This window comes from Pseudomonas akapageensis, from assembly GCF_011355085.1.
Lineage (GTDB): Bacteria > Pseudomonadota > Gammaproteobacteria > Pseudomonadales > Pseudomonadaceae > Aquipseudomonas > Aquipseudomonas akapageensis.
The window spans coordinates 21,298-39,378 of sequence record NZ_VXCP01000053.1; the positions used below are offsets into that span (position 1 = coordinate 21,298).

Sequence of the window (18,081 nt, forward strand, 5' to 3'; positions counted from 1 at the left end):
CCTATCTCTTGGCGCAGCAGTGACTCTAAGAGTTGTTTCCCCAAGAACTACGCTGCGCCCTCTTGACTCATTTTATTCGCTACAACACTTCGCCTCGGTAGCATTGAGCAACCCCCCGATGGGGCAAAGGCAGCAATCGTCCCGCCCCCCATTGGCGCTTGTACGTAGCGAGCTTTGCCCAACCGTCCCTCCCTAGACCACCGTCCTGCCAAGCGAGCACAATCCTCACTCTTGGGTGCCGTGACGCCGTCCTACAGCCCGGTAACGTGTCGCGTATCGACATGATCTAGAAGCACTGCTTTGATAACATTTCACAATGTTCTCTTCCCAGCAGGGAGAACATCGAAACCCCGGAAGGGCCAACCTCCGGGGTTTTGCATTTCTGCGGCTCCACAACCTGACAGAGCAGCAATGCGCGCCCTAAAGGATTCGTATAGCCGGCGTCGAGCCGGGCCTCTTAGGCCCGAAGATCCGCATCATTGCGACAGCTACTTCAGCAAACGCAAGGGAGCGATCGTTGCGGCGGTGCTCGAACCCGCCAGCAAGTTTTTTATGCCAACCCAAGTTCATCAATTACCTTGGCAATTTTTTTCCGCCCTTCTCCACTGATGGTTCTCAGTTGTGAGCATCCACTTTCCTCCGAACGCTTTTCTTCACCATCCACCGTGTGACCCTTGAGCTTTATGAAAAAAATCGCCCCAGCTACCCTGCAGCCCCCGATGCATCCAAACCGGCACAGCGAACTTCGCCTACGGTGCATCGAAGGATCGTGAAGGAAGATCTGGTTTATCAAAAGCTTATGGGTCAGAGCCATGGCACGCCCAATACCACTTGGTTAAATCCTAAACGCTTCCTGGTCGACAAAAGCATTCAGAGTTTGAAGCGCAGGAATCAACGAGTTGTCTGTGTACTCGCACCCCGTACGGCTGACCGGAGTCTGGCCACGCTTGTCAGCTTCGTCGGGGCGATGGCCATTCCCACTTGTCAAACTGGTCAACATTGGTTGGTAGCCTGGCTGCCAGGCCACTGTCCCTGGAAAACTTGATCTGAGCGCCACCAAAATCGCCAAGCCAGCCCAGTCCAAGTCTCCCCAGAATTGAGACCCTCCAGATTCTTGACCGTAGAGCCAGCGGCTAAAGCGTTCAGTATGAAGGGATTCCAGGCTACCCAGACTCGAAAAGAACAGAGATGACGTCGCCACCTGTCGCAAGCGTATGGCCGAACCCTTGAATCCGGAAGCGTGCACAATGGCCATCCGGTAGACCTCGGCGTTTACCGAACGAACCGCACGCTCAAACGACACCTGATTTTCAATAAAGAGTACGCCATCCCACCCACTGTGCGGCAGGAACACCTGCAGTTGTATGGATGCCTCCAAAAAGGGACATTCAGTCAGGCCAAGGATTGCTGCCACCATCGCTTGACGGTTATCCAAGACCTTGGACATGCCCCAGAACAACTGGGCAGAGACCTCACGTAGAAACAAAGGCTCCTTCGCAAGTCCAACCAACTTATTGAGCTGTTCTACGACTGTCGCCATGTCTCGCCCCGGAATATCAATGCAGAAATTCCGCACAACAGCCCTGACTGCTTCAGAGGCCTGCAAACCCGAATCTACCGCCGCCCGCCACCTCTCGTTCGATGTTTGCGGCCGACCCGCTCTGCCCGTAGCGGTTCGAAGCCATTTACCGTCCCGAATGTCAACCTTGGGAGCCAAGGCATAGCCTGCAGAAGACATTGCCGCCCTCTCCGGCTTGATTCCTATCCAGCCGCTCTTATGCAGTTGCTGGATCTGCGACCACAAGTGCTCCTTTTCCGACTCGTACAGAGTTGTGTAGAGCATAGGCCAAGTGGCCTCCGTGAGCGGCACCGCATTAGGCTTTGTTCCGCGTTTTTCTGCAGCATCCAGTCTGTCTACCAAGTAGTTCAGGAGCTCTTGGATCGCCGGTTGCTGAGCCCAGATAGGTAGACTCATTCAACATCCTCTTGTGCCGGCTCCTCGTTAGGTTCCGGCGGGTTCTCCACGTCGAAACTCATGCGGGCCTGCTCCCTCGCAAACATACGCTGCTGTTCCCACATCGTTTGCATCTTGTCCGGCCTCAACTCGCGAGAGTCGCATTCTGAAATGAAGTCGAGCTCCCCGTTCTGCACTGGAGACAGACGGGTAAAAGTGTATTCGCGAGTGAATTCATCACGAATCGCGCCGGCCTTCATGGTCGGAACTGCACAAATTACCTGTAGGTTGAGGTTGTCACGTAAGAATCCCAGGACGGCGCGAGCGCGAGTTTCGTCCATGCGCGCGAAGGACTCATCGTTCACCAGCAGCTTGAGGCTAGGGCCTTTTTCGAAAACTTTGAGCTTGTTGGTGACCACCGCGGCCCGGACGATGTACGCCGGTGTTTCAAGCTGTCCACCCGACCCGGTGCCCCACTCCGACAACTTGATTGTTCCGCCACTGTCAGAGTGGTTCACGATGTCATAGACGCGGTAGTTGCGATAGTCCGCGATCCGCATCAGTTCCTTGGTTGCACGTTCATGGTCGTCATCCAGTAACAAACCGATCAGCCTGTCCCGCACTGCAATTTGGTTGTCAGTAAGCGATGCCGAACCAAACAGGTCATGAGCCTCGTTGGAGGCGGCCATCTCTGCCACGGCACCGAAGAAGGTGTAGTACTCGTAGAATTCAGGCACCCATTTCGACCACTCGATTTCAAAGCGATCGGACCCAAACTTCAGATTCCGCAATTCGTGGTTAAGTATTCGCAACTCGCGGACGCCGTCCTCCACTTTGCCGCGGATTTCGACGCAAAACTGCTTGGTAAATACATCGCGGAAAGAGGCTTCAGCATCGGCCAGGTCCTGTGCATTGTTCAGGAGGCCGATGTTCTTCAGATCCGCAATCATGGCCAGGACTTCGCTTCGCAGCAGGACCAAATGTCCATATACAGTATCGAATTGATCCTGTTCCAGAACATCCGGTACGCCACTGGTAAAGCGTTCATCCTGCCGGGCGACTCGATTGTGCTCAGCCAGTTCATGCCTGACATCGCCAGCCTTGAGGGATGTCTTAGTAAGCATTCCAGGGATTTCAGACTTCAGTTCGCTTTCGCGTCCTTTCCATTTAGTAGCGACCTCGTAGGAAGATTCCAAGAACAGATTCACCACGTGGGCCCTGTTCACGTCACAAAGGCCTTTGACCCGATCAATCTGCCTAGTCAATGACTGTAGCAATTCGGGTCTGCGTTCCTCCAGTGAGGATATCGTACCGTTCCAATCGTCGATGTTTCTTCTGGACACCGCCGCCGCGCCGACGAGTTTCTTAGTAGTAGATTCGACCGCGCCCAAGTCAGTGTTCAGCTTTGCAATTTCGGCTTCGATACTCTCTATCTCGGTGAGATCAAGTCTAGCTAAAGCCTTTTGGACACTTTCAAGCCTTGTTGCCGCGTCTTGTAGCGGTTGGAGCTCCAACAGGGGCTTCTGAAGGCGCTGAACCGCATTGATTATTTCCTGCAGGTCAATTTGGTGGCGTCGAACAGTACTAAGTCTCTGCTCAAGCCCCATGATCTCGGCCGACAGTCTCTCGATGGCCGCTTCCCTGGCCTTCCTTCCAAAGACCAGCTCCACATCCTTTGCACTGAACATCGTCCGGGATCCACTGCCCTTTCCGTCCATGGTGAGGCCACGCGGTGTATGCCTTAGCTCTTCACTGGAGGACACTTTCACAACCCGACCGTATTGCTCGATGAGATAGGCTTTGGCTATGCGATGCTCAGTGGTCAGTTCGTGGATAATTGACTCCGCTGGCACTCGGGATAGATCAGCGTGCTGTTGGCAGTAGTCTCCCTGAATGACCTTGGTTTTCAACCCCAGACGTTGTGCAGTGTCAATCGCATCCCGTTCAAACTCAGTTGGCACCACGAAGTTGAAACGGGCATCAGCCAAGTAACCTTCAATTGCCGATTGCCAACGTTCGGACGCCGGTTCAATCAGGTCACAAAGCACCTGCACATTGGCGCTTGGTATGGCCTCCCGCATACGATCTAGCGCAACACTCACCCATTTGGGGTAGTTTCCACCGCCAGTCACCATCCGCTCCCGGGCGCTTTGCTTGTCTCTCAATTCATCATTGAGTTGACTGATAGTTTCGGATACCGGCGACTGGGCGGTGTGACACCGCAAAAGCAGGCTGGACTCATCCGTCCCGACCAGGGTTGCGTGCAACCGATCCCAATCGGCTTGAATGTTTGTGCATTTGGACGCCGCTTCCCGGAGCACATCGACATCGAGGTCCGGCTGAGCGGCAAGGGATTTCAATTGGTTATTAATGAGCTGCAACTGATCAAGCTCTATTGCGCGGTGTGCAGCGGATACTGCCTCCATGGCCTGAAAGATTCCCGCCATCTCCAGGGGGATGTGCCGACCGAGGACATCATCCGCCGCCGCTGACAGGCGCCGGGCCTGGTCAACGCCCTGAAGTAAAGTCGAAATACAGTGAACTGCTGTTTTTGTAGCCTGCGTAGCCAGCGTCTCGAGGCTCTGCTTTTCCTGGTGGACTTCATAACCCATAAGCTTGGTACCGAACCCTACCAATTGACGATTGATTTCGCTCTTCTGATCGTCCAACCCGGCAAGTTGCGCCTCATACTCAAGGATGGTGGCTTGTTGAACTTCCACCTCGCTGCGGTGAGACTCAAGGTCAGCGTCGAGACTCAACAAGTTCAGGTGCCTCAGAGCTATCTCATGCTTAAGAACTGTTTCGTGGCCGGTGATTGTGCCGGTAATCTTACCGGTCAACGAGGCGAGTCGGTCATGCGTCGCCTGTAACCGCTCACTCTCCTTGCGCAGGTTGGTAACCTGCTTCATCAAACCGCTGATGCGCTCTATACCCTCCTGAAGAGCCTTACCGTCAAAGGCAAGGATTTCGTCTTTGACCAGGTCATTCACGGAGCCAATTTTCTTGTAGGCGATGGACTCTACCCAAGCCTTGGCTGCCGCTCTGGCATCGTCCCATATAACACTGTTTTTTCCGCGGAACCGGCCATACAAAGCACAAAGGTAGTCGCGTTTGCCAGGGAAATGGATAGCGTTGTAGCCCTTCGCCTTGAGCATGCGGACCACCTCCTCTACCGGCACCCACTCCTGCTGCGATCCGTCCTTGAACAACTCAGTCACGGAGAGCCGTACGCCATCCAAAATGATCAGTACTTCTGACCGCTCCAGCACTGGTATACGGTTGTTACCTACCGCGTCAACCCGCGCAGAGGCTGCGACAAGCGCGGTGAAAGGTTTGCCATCCACCTCACCTCTGTCCGGCATGAATACTGCCCCCACGTAAGTTTGAGCACCGTCAGGCCTTGAAAACTTGCTGTACTCGGCCCCGACCACGTACGATTCCAGGTTCCTTTTGGTCTTCTGCCGCTGATCCTGTGTAACTTCGCCTTGGGCCGGGTTAAAGTGAAGGATGCCCTTATAGCCCGCTGTCATCAGCATTTGCAGTGCATCCAGGAAGGTGGACTTGCCAGCGCCACTTCCTCCGGTCAGCAAGGTCATGTCTCCGAGTTGGTAGTCTCCCGGTTCGATTTGCCCCCAGTTACCAAGAATCAGATGATCAATCTTCACGGTCCTGCTCCTCGATGGTTGCCTGCACCTCGATCACCCCATCGGCATCCAACGCTGATAACAGTGCGTCATTCGTGACGACCCCCAAAATCATCGGCCGAATTGCAAGGAATGCATCCTCATCAGTGATGCTAAAACTGGAGTTGAAGCGCAGGATCTTGTGTCGCCGCAACTGCCCCAACAGGTCCATTTTCTCCCCTGCCGTCGATGGCAGGCTTCGGCGTAGTTGCGTTTGCATCGTCGCAGCGAGGTCCTCAAGCGAGATCATCGCTTCACCATTCATCTCGATGCTTCCCATATTGAGGGACTCCTGATAAATGAAGCGCAGCGCCAGTGCAGCAGCGACAAAATCCGGAGAGAGTTTCGCCCTCAATGCCGGTACAGGATCAAGGTCGTCCTCAGCCAGCCCATCCACGCGCGCGCCAGGCGCATAGAGCCGAAAGAAGCAGGCATTGTTGTCATGGTGGAGACGAAGACCCGCAACGTCGAAATAGTCCAGGAGCAGCGGTTCTACTCTTCGGGCATCGTCATAGAGAAACTGTTCGTTACGATCTTCATCCCGGACAATCACCCCATGTGCCAGCAAACGAGTGACTATCTGCCGAAAACGATCGAGGCTCAGGTTTTGCAAGCTGAGTTGCAAGTTGACGGTTGAAATCAAGTTCATTCCTTCACTCTCTGAAATCGATGAGGTAATCGCAGCCACTGTAGAAGTCAGCGTCGAAGCGGAATGCGAGCTTAGTCGCAATTAAGTCTTCGCCCTTCGCGCTCCGCACTGCTTCGACCGCCTGAAACAAATGTATGGCCTGCTTTGCCGTCTCGCGGGGCAGTGACGAGAGCCGTATTCCTCTGCCGATTAAGCGGAGCTCCTGGCGGAGCACTGCCACTATGTCCTCGTTGGGGATTGAAAACGCTTCGGCTTCCGCCCGAATCATCGCTGCCTCCAGTCTGGCCTCCCTGGTAGGCCGAGGCCTGATAGTCACTGTGAGAGATTTGCGTCGCTGTGTAGCGGTGCGAAGCTTGAATGAAGACGGATCCAGGAGCCGAATCTCGACCGCGGCCATGTCGTCGGATATGCCAGACAGAATTGAGTCCTGGATGTCCTTTGGCGAATTTGCCAGGCGCTGGATGACCGCCATGAAGCTGTGGCGGTTATGTCCTTTTTGAAGCATCATCGATTGCTGGACCAGGCCTGTAACCCGGCGGACGTACGCCTTCATGGATTTCACGAACATTGGCTGTTTGGTGTTGCATGCAGCGTCCACCATCTCCTCGATACGATCGAGTATCCAGGCGAATACTGAGTCCCCTGTATGCTCGCTCACCGCCCAGCTAGCTATTTCCCGAAGGTCATTCTCGAATCGCTGGTATTGGGCAGTAGTGACTTGGGTTCGCAGCTTCTCCAGGTTCTGCCGGATCGATTGACGGTTTAGCGTGGCGCTGTCTGCGGTTAGTTGCTTAGAGTAGTCACGGCGAAAACGCTGCAAGAAGTCCATGAAGTCGTCCCAGCGGACTACCAACGATGCCTCGCGCATCAAGCTCCGGGCGAGATCCCTAAAGAGGTCGATACCCTCGGTCAGATCCTCAATAACCCTTTCGGCGAATTCGTATGCGTCCACCAGATCATGGGCGTCGTTCCGGGTCAGCGCCGCATCAAGTGCATTGCGACAACTTCGCATGTTGCGCTGCCGACTCCGGCTAGGCCGGTGTAAAGACCAGAAGGCTTCGGCGAAAAGCTTGCCCGCCCTAGAGAACTTGAAGCTGGTGATCAGACCTTCTCGCTCTATCCCCTTTTCGAGCCAGCCATCTTTAAGCAGAGCCCGAATGACCAATCCGGTCAACTGGAGGGGGTCGTTGGCATCGGCGGAGGAAAACTCATCCTGGTCCGTATCCGCGAGGGGGCTGGCCAAGTGTTCCTTGACCACCGGCAGCACCAGCTCGGTCAAATCATCCCGCCCGAGGTTGTGGGCATAATCGGCCGCTGGACCGTGCAATCGGTCATAGAGCAGCCGAAGGCAGGTCGCGAAGAGTTCACGTCGCGACGAGTTTAGCGGCCGGAAGAACCTTCCGCGGTCAGCTTCAAAGAATAATGACTCGCTCACATTGTTGCTCCCAGCCTATCTGCGCAAATGACATAGCACCAAGATTACGTCCAGGTCGCGCCGATCCCGACCCGGAATTCTAGACTACGGTGCCGGAGCGGTGTTTCTACTGCCAGATGTAGGCAATGCGCGCTCATCACCTGGCAACATGGCGAATCACCATCTGAGCACCGACTGTCGTGTAGTGCCTCGAGGTAATACTCCTAAAAGTCATGAAGTCATAATCCGAAATAGAGCCGGTGGCATAGCCCCGATGTCGTTGACTGTCCCCGATTTAATATTCGGGTTAAATCAGTCAATTCCCTTAAAGCATGCGGATATTTCTGTCAGAGCCAAGACGCTGAATACCACCCTTCTCACGTCACCAACCGCGTATCTAGCCATAGAGGTTTTGAAGACGGAGCGAATTTGCTTACTGACTGCCCCCTCTTCCACACATTTCAAGAGGAATTTTCTTCTTGAATTCAAATTAAGGAATTATCCTACATCCCGTGTCGCCCTCCTGAAGGTTGCGCTGCTTTGGTCTGCACTCTAGTCTCGTTCGGTCGCTGCAAAATCAGCGGCCGAGTGTGCAAGCTCGAGATTGTTAAGCACCAAACAGCTCCATAGCCCTCACCGGAGAACTTTCTTCGCGAAGTGTTTTATGGCGGCTGTGCGTGGGAGGCGTTCGCGCCTGCCGGGTTCTGGTGCTCTCGGTCTTGCACACCCGCGTACAGCTGCCACCCATTCGTGTGCAAGCGAAAAGTGGTAGCTCCCATCTATTAGCATCGGAGTTTCACCATGAAAAAAGTCGTCCCCGATCCACCCTCCTCCGAAGACCTCTACAAAACCGTAGCCACCGCCTTCGGCACCTGTGACGCCGGCCATGGCCCCTTGTTTGCCGTGTGCGGCGGGATCAGCGCCGAAGATGCATTGGTGCATGCGTCCCTGTCGCTAAGATGCGCGCGGGAAACCACCTACCTGATCTGTATCAGCGAGACCGACGCGAATGTGGGGTTGCTGTGGTCGACCTTCCACTCCATCGAAATGGCCAAGGCGCTAGTGGATGCCGTGGTGGATGGGATTGAAACCAAGGCTGCCGCACGCGAGGAAAAAGCCGAAGGTTGATTTCGCGTCTTTCTCATAAAGCCGTAGCCAGCAATGCCAGATATTCAGGCTTGCTGGCTATGCGCAATATCAAGCCGCCGTCGCCTGCCTGAAAGGAGTAGCTGGCGACGGGTTTTGGATACCCTGCAACCAGTCGCAGTAAAGACCTACACCTTGCTCGACAGTCAATGTTGCAGCCTTGTAGCCCGCAGCGCGCAAGCGTTCCAGGTCGGCACAGGTGTAACACTGGTACTTGCCCCGCAAATGATCGGGAAATTCGCCGTATTCCAGAATACCTTCAAGCAAGGCCATTTCTAATGACAATGGCGGTTGATCCTGGTGTTTACGCAGCCGATTGATCACCGCCAGGGCAACATCGTTGAACGGCTGGGCGCGACCGCTACCGACATTGAAGATGCCGCTCAGTTGCGGGCGATCGAGGAAGAACATATTGACCTTGACCACATCATCCACCGCAACGAAATCGCGCAGATGGCCACCGCTGGGGTAACCGCCGTAGCTGCCGAACAGGCTGACTTTGCCGTGGGCCTGATACTGGTTGAAGCAGTGCAGGGCCACAGACGCCATCGCGCCTTTATGCTGTTCGTGGGGCCCATAGACGTTGAAATACCGCAACCCAACGATCTGGCTGCGCGCAGTGGGCAACTGCCGGCGTACATGTTGGTCGAACAGGAACTTGGAATAGCCATAGACGTTCAGTGGGCGCTCACAATCGCGCTGTTCACGAAAGTCCTGGTCAGCGCCGTAGACTGCTGCCGATGAGGCATACAGGAACGGAACCTGCTGGCTCTGGGCAACCTCCAGCAATTCTCGACTGAAGCGATAATTGTTATCCATCATGAAACGGCCGTCGGATTCGACGGTACTTGAACACGCACCTTGGTGCAGCACGGCCTGCACCTTGCCGAATTGACCGCGACGAAAACGGTCTAGAAAGTCGTCCTTGTCCAGGTAATCAGCGATTTCACTGTCGACCAGATTGCGGAATTTGTCGCCAGCGGTCAGGTCATCGACGGCGATGATCTCGGTTTCGTTGCGTTGGTTGAGCGCCTGAATGAGGTTACTACCGATAAATCCCGCGGCGCCGGTTACGATAATGGTCATGCCAGATTCCCGTGAGGGTGCGAAGCCCGCATTTTAATGAAGGGAATCTGCGCAAACATTAACCGAGGTCAAAGGATATGATGGTTTGAGCACATCGAAGCAACCATGACCCAATCTCCAATTTTTAGAAACCCCAAAGTCCACGGTCAGCGGATTCCATCCGATTCAGGATTCGGCCATGAACAACTAGTGGCGAACTTCTGTCTTGATTTGCACTGGATCATAATCACTCACCCCCTCCACTCCCGCGGACTGACCCCGGTTTTACGCCGAAATGCCCGGGCCAGTGCCGAAGGGCTTTCGTAGCCGACTTCTTCGGCGATCAGGGCAATCGGCTTGCCCTCGCGCAAACGCTTCTGCGCCAGGCTGATACGCCAGCTCACCAGGTAGTCCACCGGTGCCTGGCCAACCACACGTTTGAAGTGCTCGGCGAAACTGGCCCGGGACATGTTGGCCAGCGCTGATAGTTCGGCCACGCTCCAGGCTTTGCCCGGCGTTTCGTGCATTTGGCTCAAGGGGCGCGCCAGACGTGGATCGGCCAGCCCTGCCATCATGCCCGGCTGCTGATTGCGCGTACTCAAAATGTAGCGCAGCAACTGAATCACCAGCAGTTCAAACAGCCGATCCATCACCGCTTCACGGCCACAGATGCCGTCGAAGGCCTCGTTGAACAGCCATTCCAGGGTGCTGGCCAGGGTCGGGATTTCGTCGAGTTTGAGTACCAGAAACTCCGGCAGTGCCGCTGCCAGGGCATTGCCCGAGCCGCCGTCGAAACTCAGTGACGCGCAGACCAACTGAGTCGCAGAGGCTTCAGTGGCGTACAAGCGGTGGCGGTATGGCCGGGGGAAAAAAATCAGCGTCGGCTCGGTCAGATGCAGCTCGAGCTCATCGGCCAGTTTCAGAGTGACTTCGCCAGCCCGCAGCAGATGCAGATGGCCAAAGGCCTGGCTGCCATCGAAGGCCGTGGTGCCGCAAAACGTGCCGCTGTGAAAGGTACCGGCGTTGACGCCGAAATGGGTGAGCAAGGTGGACAAGCGATCCATGGGCAGGCTCCCGAGAGCAATTCTGGACGATCTGTCGCATATCGTCGACGATTTGCACCCAATTGACCAGACCGAATCACTAGCATGAACTCCGTACCCAGCGCCTGTCGCGCTTTGATAATGGAGACTCACCATGACCCGCATTGCCCCACTCAGCCTCGAACACGCCAACGACGCCACTCGCCCACTGCTGGAAGGTGTGCAAAAGAAAATCGGTTTCCTGCCCAACGTCTTCCGCGTACTGGCCCAGGCTCCAGCCGTACTCGCCTCCTACCTGCAAAATTCGGCGGCGCTGGGCAAGACTTCCCTGAGCGCTACGGAGAAGGAAGCGATCTCCCTCGCCACCTCACAGGTCAACGGCTGCGACTACTGCCTGGCGGCGCACACGCTGTTTGCCGGCAAGGCCGGGCTCTCCAGCCAGGAAATTCGCAGCGCCCGGGAAGGCAAGCTCGATGCCTTTGCCCTGCTCGCCCGGCAAATCACCGAAAGCCGTGGCCACCTCAGTAGCGAGCAGATCGCAGCGGCCCGCGCCGCCGGGATCAATGACGCGAAGATCGTCGAAGTGGTCGCCCACGTGGCCTCGCAAACGCTGACCAACTACCTGAACAACGTCGCCCTGACGGATATCGACTTCCCGGCCATCGACGCCTGATCACGCCGTCTGTAGGAGCGAACCCGCTCGCGAAGACTCTTCGCTCCTACACCTGGCCCGATGTGGAGAAAGAATATGAACAACGTAACCCTGTACACCACCGACACCTGTCCTTACTGCCACAGCGCCAAGTCGTTGCTGGCTGCAAAAGGCATCGCGATACACGAGATCAACATTCAGCGCGAACCCGGCAAACTCGAGGAAATGCTCGAACGCAGCGGCCGCCGCAGCGTGCCGCAGATCTTCATCGGCGACTCGCACATCGGTGGCTTTGACGACCTGGCGAAGCTGGATCGCCAAGGTGGGTTGATGTTGATGCTGGCCTGACCCTATAACCGGCGACTATGGCATCAAGCAATATCGGGCTGCCGAGAAACACAAAAGCCGGGCAAGCCCGGTTCTTGTGTCATGTCTTCACGGTCTAGCCAGGTGATTGTCTTAGACCTTGAAGTCGGTGGAGAGCGCCAGCTCTTTCCAATTCGCCAGCTCTGTCTCCACAAAGCGGTTCTTCTCGCCGATGCGCGCGACGGTGTCGCTGCCCAGTGCCAGGCGTTGTGGTGGTTTTGGCGCGTTGACCAGCGCGAGCATCGCTTCGGCAAACTTCACCGGATCGCCAGGCTGCGCATGGTTGGCGCCTTCGGCAAACTGGCGCATCTTGCCAACGGTTTCGTCGTAGTCCGGCAGCTCCAGGGCGGTCTTGATCAGCGACTGCCCGTCCAGGAAGTCGGTGCGAAAGAAACCTGGTTCAACAACGGTTGCGTGAATGCCCAGCGGCGCCAGTTCCTGATGCAAAGCTTCGGTAATGCCCTCCACGGCGAACTTGGTGGAACCGTAGACACCCCAGCCCATGTAGGCCTGATAGCCGCCGATTGAAGAAATGTTGATGATATGACCACTGCGCTGACGACGCATGTGCGGCAGTACGGCGCGGGTGACGTTGAGCACGCCGAACACGTTGGTGGCGAACAGACGCTCTGTTTCGCTGGCACTGGTTTCTTCTACCGCACCCAGTACACCGAAACCGGCATTGTTGATCACGACATCGATGCGACCGAAACGCTTGATGCCTTCTGCAACTGCCTGCTGTGCTTCTGCTTCGCTGGTCACGTCCAGGCGCACCGCCAGAAGGTTCGGGTGATCGCCCAGGCGATCAGTGACGTCTTGTGGCTTACGAGCGGTGGCAATCACAGCGTCGCCGGCACGCAGGGCGTGTTCTGCGATGAGGGTACCAAAACCACGGGAAGCGCCAGTAATGAACCAAGTACGCATTTCAACTCCTCCTGTCAGCGACCCGAGCGTTATTGCCGGGCCTTTTTGATGAGTTGACGCTACTTTAAATCTGCACTACTCATGTGATAATCCCACGTATTTCGAATGACTTTGTGAAAGGTACTCACAAATGAAACCTCCCTCCACCGCCGATCTGTCGATCTTCCTGTGCATTGCGCAGTACCTGAATTTCAGCCGGGCGGCAGTGGAGCTCGGCCTCACCCCCTCGGCGTTGAGTCATTCATTGCGTGCCCTGGAGAATCGATTGGGCGTGCGTCTGTTCAATCGAACAACGCGTAGCGTGGCGTTGACTGAAGCCGGGGAACGGCTTTACACCCGGCTGAAACCGGCCTTTCGAGACATTGATGATGCGCTTGAAGACCTCAACAGCTTTCGCGACAAGCCCTCAGGCAGCCTGCGCATCACCGCAGGTCGACAGGCATGTGAGTTGGTCTTGCTGCCGATTGTCAGCCAGTTCTTGCAGACGTATCCGGATATCCGCCTGGAAATCGTCGAGAGCGACGCCCTGGTGGACGTAGTGGCCGGTGGTTTTGACGCAGGAGTACGCTTTGGCAACCGCCTGGAAGCCGATATGGTTTCACTGCCCATCGGGCCGAACATGCGCTCAGTGGTCGTGGGCTCCCCGGCGTTCTTCAAACGACAGGTTGCACCACGCAAACCCGAGGACTTGCATGGCCTGCCGTGCATCCGCCATCGCTTCCCCAGCGGTTCGATGTACCGATGGGAATTCGAACGCGGTGGGATCACCCAGGAAATCGAAGTCAGCGGCCCGCTCACGCTCGGCGATGTCAGCCTGATGATCGGCCCGGCACTGCAAGGTGTGGGTTTAGCCTATGTGTTCGAAGACATGGTCAGCAGGTATCTGGCTGATGCCCGTTTGATCCAGGTACTGGCGGACTGGTGCCCCTATTATCCTGGTCTGCACCTGTATTACCCGAGTCGCCGCCATGTGCCGGCACCGCTCAAAGCGTTCATCGACTTTGCCCGCTCCGCTCGCCAGTTGGGCAGCGACACCTGAGGTGTACTCAGGTGTTCGATACCTTGGCGACTATAGCCCCGGCTCTACCATTTTTCGATCCAGGGACGCAGATCCAGCTCGAAGGTCCAGGCGTCACGCGGTTGCGTGTGCAGGTACCAGTAGTTGTCGGCGATGTGTTCCGGGTTGAGAATGCCGTCCTGATCCTTGAGAGCGTAGCGCTCCGGGAACTGGGTGCGGATAAAGTCGGTGTCAATCGCGCCGTCGACCACGATGTGGGCGACATGGATATTCTGCGGCGCCAGTTCACGGGAAGCGCTTTGGGCCAGGGCACGCAGAGCATGCTTGGCACCCGCGAAGGCCGAGAAGTTGGCGGCACCACGCAAGGCGGCCGTGGCCCCGGTGAACAGGATGGTGCCGCGCTGCCGGGTCACCATTCTCTTGGCAACCTCGCGCGCGTTAAGGAAGGCAGAGAAACAGGCCATTTCCCAAATCTTGAAATACTTGCGGGCTGTCTCGTCAAGAATGCTGCAAGGCACGTTGGCGCCAATGTTGAACACCAGGACGTCGATCTGTCCAATGTGTGCCTCAATGTGTTCGACCAGCGCAACCACTTCTTCTTCCTTGCGCGCATCAGAGGCAAAACCGTGGGCCACGCCGCCCCGCTCGCGGATGCTGTCGACCAGCGGTTGCAGCTTTTCGGCATCGCGACGAGTGACGCAGGCGATGTAACCCTCGGACGCAAACTTTTTGGCGATGGCACCGCCCGTAGAATCACCCGCACCGATGATCAACGCGACCTTGGCTTCGATTGAACTAGTCATTGCAGCTCCTTTGGTGAACGATCGTTTTTTTATAAAACATACGCTCGGCCTCAAAGACGGTCAAGCCACTCGTTGCTCGGTCAGTTAATGGTCGTGTTTTGAACACCGCATGTGCGATCTCGAAGCAGTGGTTTGACAGATCTGAAACGTAGGAATAACGTTCGTTTAGTAAACGTACGTTTATTTAAGGAGCGTGTACGAATGAAGAAGGTGGAGTTTTTCTTCGATGTGGGCAGTCCAGCGTCCTATCTGGCTTGGACGCAACTGCCAAAAATATGTGCCGCAAAAGGTGCCGAGCTGGTGTTCCGGCCGATGCTATTGGGTGGAGTCTTTCAGGCCACCGGCAATGCCTCTCCCGCAGCCGTGCCCGCTAAAGGTCGTTACACGACCATCGACATGGGACGCTTTGCTCATCGTTATGGCGTGCCTTTGGTGATGAACCCACACTTCCCCATCAACACCCTGCAACTGATGCGGGCTGTGACCGGTGTGCAAATGCGCCAACCGGAACGGTTCGAACCCTTCTTGACCCAGCTGTTCAATGCCCTGTGGGTCGAAGCCCTGAACCTTAACGAACCGCCATCAGTCGGCCGCACAATCATCAGGGCAGGCTTTTCCATTGAGGAGATCCTGGCTTTAACCAATGAACAGGATGTCAAGGCAAAACTTAGAAGCACCACCGACGAAGCCCTGGAGCGCGGCGTATTTGGTGCCCCGACGATGTTTGTAGGAGACGAGATGTTTTTTGGTCAAGACCGGCTGGCCTTCGTGGAGGAAGCGTTGTCCTGAAGCGCTTCATCTGACAGCAAGTACTTTCTCACCTGGCTAAAAACAATTACACAGGAGTGAATCATGCTTCAATGCGCCAGAAATCCAGCCTACCCCGCCAACTTTCCCGACAAAATAGAAATGGACGAGCAAGAAACGCTGCTCACCACCCTCGAACAATCGTTCGCACGTCACGCCCAACGGATTGCCGCCACCTGTCTCCACGAGCAGTTGAGTTATGAACAACTGGCGCGGCTCTCAAGAAATTTCGCAATTCATCTTCATCAGTCCGGCCTGAAACGCGGTGATCGCGTGGCTCTGATGATGCCCAACAGTCTGCCTTACTTGATCGCTCTTGCGGGTGTGATTCAAGCCGGGATGGTGGTGGTAAACGTCAACCCGCTGTACACGCCTCGGGAACTGGAGCATCAGCTGCACGACTCGGGGGCCGGCTGCATCGTGATTGCTGAACCCCTTCTTTCTACCCTGGAGTCGATCATCGAGCGCACTGCCATCAAGCAGGTATTGGCGACGCCGGTCATCGGGCTGCTGGAGCAGATCGTCAGCGATCATGCACTTCCATTTGCGACTGTCCTTCGGGACCGTGACCGGGCGCAATGGGTGCCAGTAGAAATGCTCCCCGCCGACATCGCTTTTCTGCAATACACCGGTGGTACCACCGGCGTGTCGAAAGGAGCGATGCTCACCCATCGCAGCGTCGGCGCCAGTTTGAAAATGATCCTGCTATGGCTCACGCCTGCCGATGATGCTCAGCCGATGTCCATTGTCTTGCCACTGCCTCTGTATCACGTGTACCCGATGTCAGTCGCGCTGATGTCGATCGCACAGGGCGCAAATCTGCGACTGATCCCTAACCCACGGGATACCGCGTCGGTGATAAATGAGCTCAAGCGTGCACCGTTCGACATGTTCATGGGGGTTAATACGCTGTTCAATAGCCTGGTGGAAGCCCCGCAACTTAAAACCGTGGATTTCACCAACACCTATGCCGTCATCGGTGCCGGCGCTTCGGTACAGCAGGCGGTGGTGGAGCGTTGGATCACCGCCGGCGGCACACCGATCACCGAGGGCTATGGCCTGACCGAAACCTCTCCTTGCATGATGTTCAATCCGCGCGGACGCAATGGCAGCATCGGTATCGCAATGCCGTCCACCGAGCTGCGTATCGTTGACGACGAAGGCAATGAGGTGCCATCGGGCGGTACCGGCGAACTGCAGGTCAAGGGCCCGCAGCTGTTCGCGGGCTACTGGAAAAATGAAGACGAAACACGCAAAGCCTTCACAGACGACGGTTGGTTCAAGACCGGCGACGTTGTGAATTTGGCCGAAGACGGCTTCATGCACTTGGTGGACCGCAAGAAAGACATGATCCTGGTGTCGGGCTTCAACGTCTATCCGAACGAGATCGAAGACGTGGTTGCCAGCCATCCGGACATCCTCGAATGTGCGTGCATCGGCGTCCCGGATGTGCGCTCAGGCGAAGTGCCGCATCTGTTTGCTGTGGCGCGAACGTCGACAGTGACGGTCGAGCACATCAAGGCGCACTGCCGCGCAGGCCTGACCGGGTACAAGGTGCCGAAGTACGTCACCTTCGTCGAGGCGCTGCCGAAGTCATCGGTTGGCAAGATTTTGCGCAAGGATTTGCGGTCGCAGCCAAACCCGATCTGCAGGTAATTGCTCTCACGAAAAGCGTCTCCAAGGGTATCCAGGGGAAATTGAAGGGGGGGGCTTGCCCGCCCCCTTTTTCCGCACATAGCCTTGGCAGTTGGCTTGCGCCAAATAAGATGCAGGGCTACCGACATCAAAATAGAACGTCCACGATATTGACCATAATCACCCAATTGCACAACGATCGTTTATTAAACGGTCCATATGCTACGATCTATGCCATGTCAATCGAACTCTGAGGAACGCTAATGCGCTACTCCAAAACGCACAAAGACGAGACGCGCACGAAGCTGATCGAGACGGCCAGGGCGATCACCAAGAAAGGTGGCTTTAGCTCGACGGGAGTCGATGCGTTGATGTCTGCCATCGGAATGACCGGGGGGGCTTTCTACAGTCACTTCCCGTCCAAGCAGGCGCTATTTCAGGCAGTGATCGAAGATGAAATCAGAAATAGCAGTGAAATGCTGGCAGGCGGACAAAACGCATCAGGCGAACAGCTGGAGCAATGCTTGCGCAGCTATCTGAGTACTTCTCATGTCCTTCATCCTGAAGAAGGCTGTGTCCTTCCTGCCCTTGGTGGAGAGATCGCGCGCGCAGAACCGGAGGTACGAGAGGCTGTCGAAAAAGGACTCAAGCAAATACAGAAAGCCTGGGCCAATCGTCTCGGAAGCTCTGATGCGGCATGGGCCGTCATCGCTCAATGTGTGGGAGCGCTGGTCCTGTCCCGGGCCGTCGAGACACAACGAACGCGCAAGGACATCATCGCCTCGACCCGCAAAGCTATTGAGAAAAGCTATTTCCCCCAGGAAAAATAGAAGAACACAGGGCTTTTGCGGTCAGCCGAAGGCCAACAGCGACTCGAAACTGAACCGTCTGGCCGGCGTCACGGACCGCAAACTTTCCCGCA

Annotated in this window: 15 protein-coding genes; 7 read left to right on the top strand and 8 right to left on the bottom strand. The window is 56.0% G+C overall.

Features of this window, described 5'->3' with window-relative positions; translation table 11 throughout:
- Positions 1-835 precede the first annotated feature (835 nt).
- Genes F2S13_RS29285 through F2S13_RS26330 form a run of 4 tightly spaced genes read right to left on the bottom strand, consistent with a single transcriptional unit; the run spans position 836 to position 7,721 of the window.
- Entirely contained in the window at positions 836-1,975 is a 1,140-nt protein-coding gene (locus F2S13_RS29285) for a hypothetical protein (protein ID WP_218584103.1), read from the bottom strand.
- Positions 1,972-5,619 (bottom strand): SbcC/MukB-like Walker B domain-containing protein, encoded by a 3,648-nt coding sequence (locus F2S13_RS26320; protein WP_166366431.1) that lies wholly within the window; start codon positions 5,617-5,619, stop codon positions 1,972-1,974. The genes F2S13_RS29285 and F2S13_RS26320 overlap by 4 nt, the downstream gene beginning before the upstream one ends.
- Positions 5,609-6,286, bottom strand: coding sequence for a DUF4194 domain-containing protein (locus F2S13_RS26325; RefSeq protein WP_166366433.1), 678 nt, complete (start codon positions 6,284-6,286; stop codon positions 5,609-5,611). Before F2S13_RS26325 ends, F2S13_RS26320 begins: the two co-directional genes overlap by 11 nt.
- 4 nt (positions 6,287-6,290) lie before the next feature.
- Positions 6,291-7,721, bottom strand: coding sequence for a Wadjet anti-phage system protein JetA family protein (locus tag F2S13_RS26330; protein ID WP_166366435.1), 1,431 nt, complete (start codon positions 7,719-7,721; stop codon positions 6,291-6,293).
- A 780-nt stretch (positions 7,722-8,501) separates the two neighbouring features.
- Here F2S13_RS26330 and F2S13_RS26335 point away from each other — a divergent pair.
- A complete protein-coding gene (locus tag F2S13_RS26335) occupies positions 8,502-8,828 on the top strand; it encodes a DUF3077 domain-containing protein (protein WP_166366437.1) in 327 nt (108 codons plus the stop codon).
- A 69-nt stretch (positions 8,829-8,897) separates the two neighbouring features.
- Here F2S13_RS26335 and rfaD read toward each other — a convergent pair whose 3' ends face one another.
- On the bottom strand, positions 8,898-9,932 hold the full coding sequence (gene rfaD, locus F2S13_RS26340; RefSeq protein WP_166366439.1) for an ADP-glyceromanno-heptose 6-epimerase: 1,035 nt from the start codon (positions 9,930-9,932) through the stop codon (positions 8,898-8,900).
- A gap of 230 nt (positions 9,933-10,162) precedes the next feature.
- Complete coding sequence (locus F2S13_RS26345) at positions 10,163-10,975, bottom strand: AraC family transcriptional regulator (protein WP_166366441.1); 813 nt, start codon at positions 10,973-10,975, stop codon at positions 10,163-10,165.
- Between the two features lie 133 nt (positions 10,976-11,108).
- Here F2S13_RS26345 and F2S13_RS26350 point away from each other — a divergent pair, with 133 nt between their 5' ends.
- Complete coding sequence (locus F2S13_RS26350; RefSeq protein ID WP_166366443.1) at positions 11,109-11,627, top strand: carboxymuconolactone decarboxylase family protein; 519 nt, start codon at positions 11,109-11,111, stop codon at positions 11,625-11,627.
- 75 nt (positions 11,628-11,702) lie between these two features.
- The gene (gene grxC, locus F2S13_RS26355) at positions 11,703-11,954 is read left to right on the top strand and encodes a glutaredoxin 3 (protein WP_166366445.1); all 252 of its coding nucleotides are present in this window, start codon (positions 11,703-11,705) and stop codon (positions 11,952-11,954) included.
- 111 nt (positions 11,955-12,065) lie between these two features.
- On the opposite strand, the gene F2S13_RS26360 is transcribed toward grxC, so the two are convergent.
- The gene (locus F2S13_RS26360; protein ID WP_166366447.1) at positions 12,066-12,896 is read right to left on the bottom strand and encodes an oxidoreductase; all 831 of its coding nucleotides are present in this window, start codon (positions 12,894-12,896) and stop codon (positions 12,066-12,068) included.
- Positions 12,897-13,026: 130 nt separating this feature from the next.
- Between F2S13_RS26360 and F2S13_RS26365 the strand changes: the two genes are divergently transcribed.
- Positions 13,027-13,935 (top strand): LysR family transcriptional regulator, encoded by a 909-nt coding sequence (locus F2S13_RS26365; protein WP_166366449.1) that lies wholly within the window; start codon positions 13,027-13,029, stop codon positions 13,933-13,935.
- 44 nt (positions 13,936-13,979) lie between these two features.
- Here the strand turns inward: F2S13_RS26365 and F2S13_RS26370 are convergent, their stop codons facing one another.
- Complete coding sequence (locus F2S13_RS26370; protein ID WP_166366450.1) at positions 13,980-14,717, bottom strand: SDR family oxidoreductase; 738 nt, start codon at positions 14,715-14,717, stop codon at positions 13,980-13,982.
- 201 nt (positions 14,718-14,918) lie between these two features.
- On the opposite strand from F2S13_RS26370, the gene F2S13_RS26375 reads away from it, so the two are divergent.
- From F2S13_RS26375 to F2S13_RS26385, 3 genes are all read left to right on the top strand, one after another.
- Positions 14,919-15,506, top strand: a complete 588-nt coding sequence (locus F2S13_RS26375) for a 2-hydroxychromene-2-carboxylate isomerase (protein ID WP_166366451.1) — start codon at positions 14,919-14,921, stop codon at positions 15,504-15,506.
- 63 nt (positions 15,507-15,569) lie between these two features.
- Positions 15,570-17,180, top strand: coding sequence for an AMP-binding protein (locus tag F2S13_RS26380; protein ID WP_166366452.1), 1,611 nt, complete (start codon positions 15,570-15,572; stop codon positions 17,178-17,180).
- A gap of 242 nt (positions 17,181-17,422) precedes the next feature.
- Complete coding sequence (locus F2S13_RS26385; RefSeq protein ID WP_166366453.1) at positions 17,423-17,989, top strand: TetR/AcrR family transcriptional regulator; 567 nt, start codon at positions 17,423-17,425, stop codon at positions 17,987-17,989.
- The last annotated feature ends 92 nt before the right edge of the window (positions 17,990-18,081 follow it).

Excerpts from the sequence above, each read along its gene's own strand:
- F2S13_RS26385 (WP_166366453.1), top strand. The coding sequence starts at position 17,423 with ATGCGCTACTCCAAAACGCACAAAGACGAGACGCGCACGAAGCTGATC.
- F2S13_RS26360 (WP_166366447.1), bottom strand. The coding sequence starts at position 12,896 with ATGCGTACTTGGTTCATTACTGGCGCTTCCCGTGGTTTTGGTACCCTC.
- F2S13_RS26365 (WP_166366449.1), top strand. The coding sequence starts at position 13,027 with ATGAAACCTCCCTCCACCGCCGATCTGTCGATCTTCCTGTGCATTGCG.
- rfaD (WP_166366439.1), bottom strand. The coding sequence starts at position 9,932 with ATGACCATTATCGTAACCGGCGCCGCGGGATTTATCGGTAGTAACCTC.
- F2S13_RS26325 (WP_166366433.1), bottom strand. The coding sequence starts at position 6,286 with ATGAACTTGATTTCAACCGTCAACTTGCAACTCAGCTTGCAAAACCTG.
- F2S13_RS26380 (WP_166366452.1), top strand. The coding sequence starts at position 15,570 with ATGCTTCAATGCGCCAGAAATCCAGCCTACCCCGCCAACTTTCCCGAC.
- F2S13_RS26350 (WP_166366443.1), top strand. The coding sequence starts at position 11,109 with ATGACCCGCATTGCCCCACTCAGCCTCGAACACGCCAACGACGCCACT.
- F2S13_RS26370 (WP_166366450.1), bottom strand. The coding sequence starts at position 14,717 with ATGACTAGTTCAATCGAAGCCAAGGTCGCGTTGATCATCGGTGCGGGT.
- F2S13_RS26345 (WP_166366441.1), bottom strand. The coding sequence starts at position 10,975 with ATGGATCGCTTGTCCACCTTGCTCACCCATTTCGGCGTCAACGCCGGT.
- F2S13_RS26335 (WP_166366437.1), top strand. The coding sequence starts at position 8,502 with ATGAAAAAAGTCGTCCCCGATCCACCCTCCTCCGAAGACCTCTACAAA.
- grxC (WP_166366445.1), top strand. The coding sequence starts at position 11,703 with ATGAACAACGTAACCCTGTACACCACCGACACCTGTCCTTACTGCCAC.
- F2S13_RS29285 (WP_218584103.1), bottom strand. The coding sequence starts at position 1,975 with ATGAGTCTACCTATCTGGGCTCAGCAACCGGCGATCCAAGAGCTCCTG.
- F2S13_RS26375 (WP_166366451.1), top strand. The coding sequence starts at position 14,919 with ATGAAGAAGGTGGAGTTTTTCTTCGATGTGGGCAGTCCAGCGTCCTAT.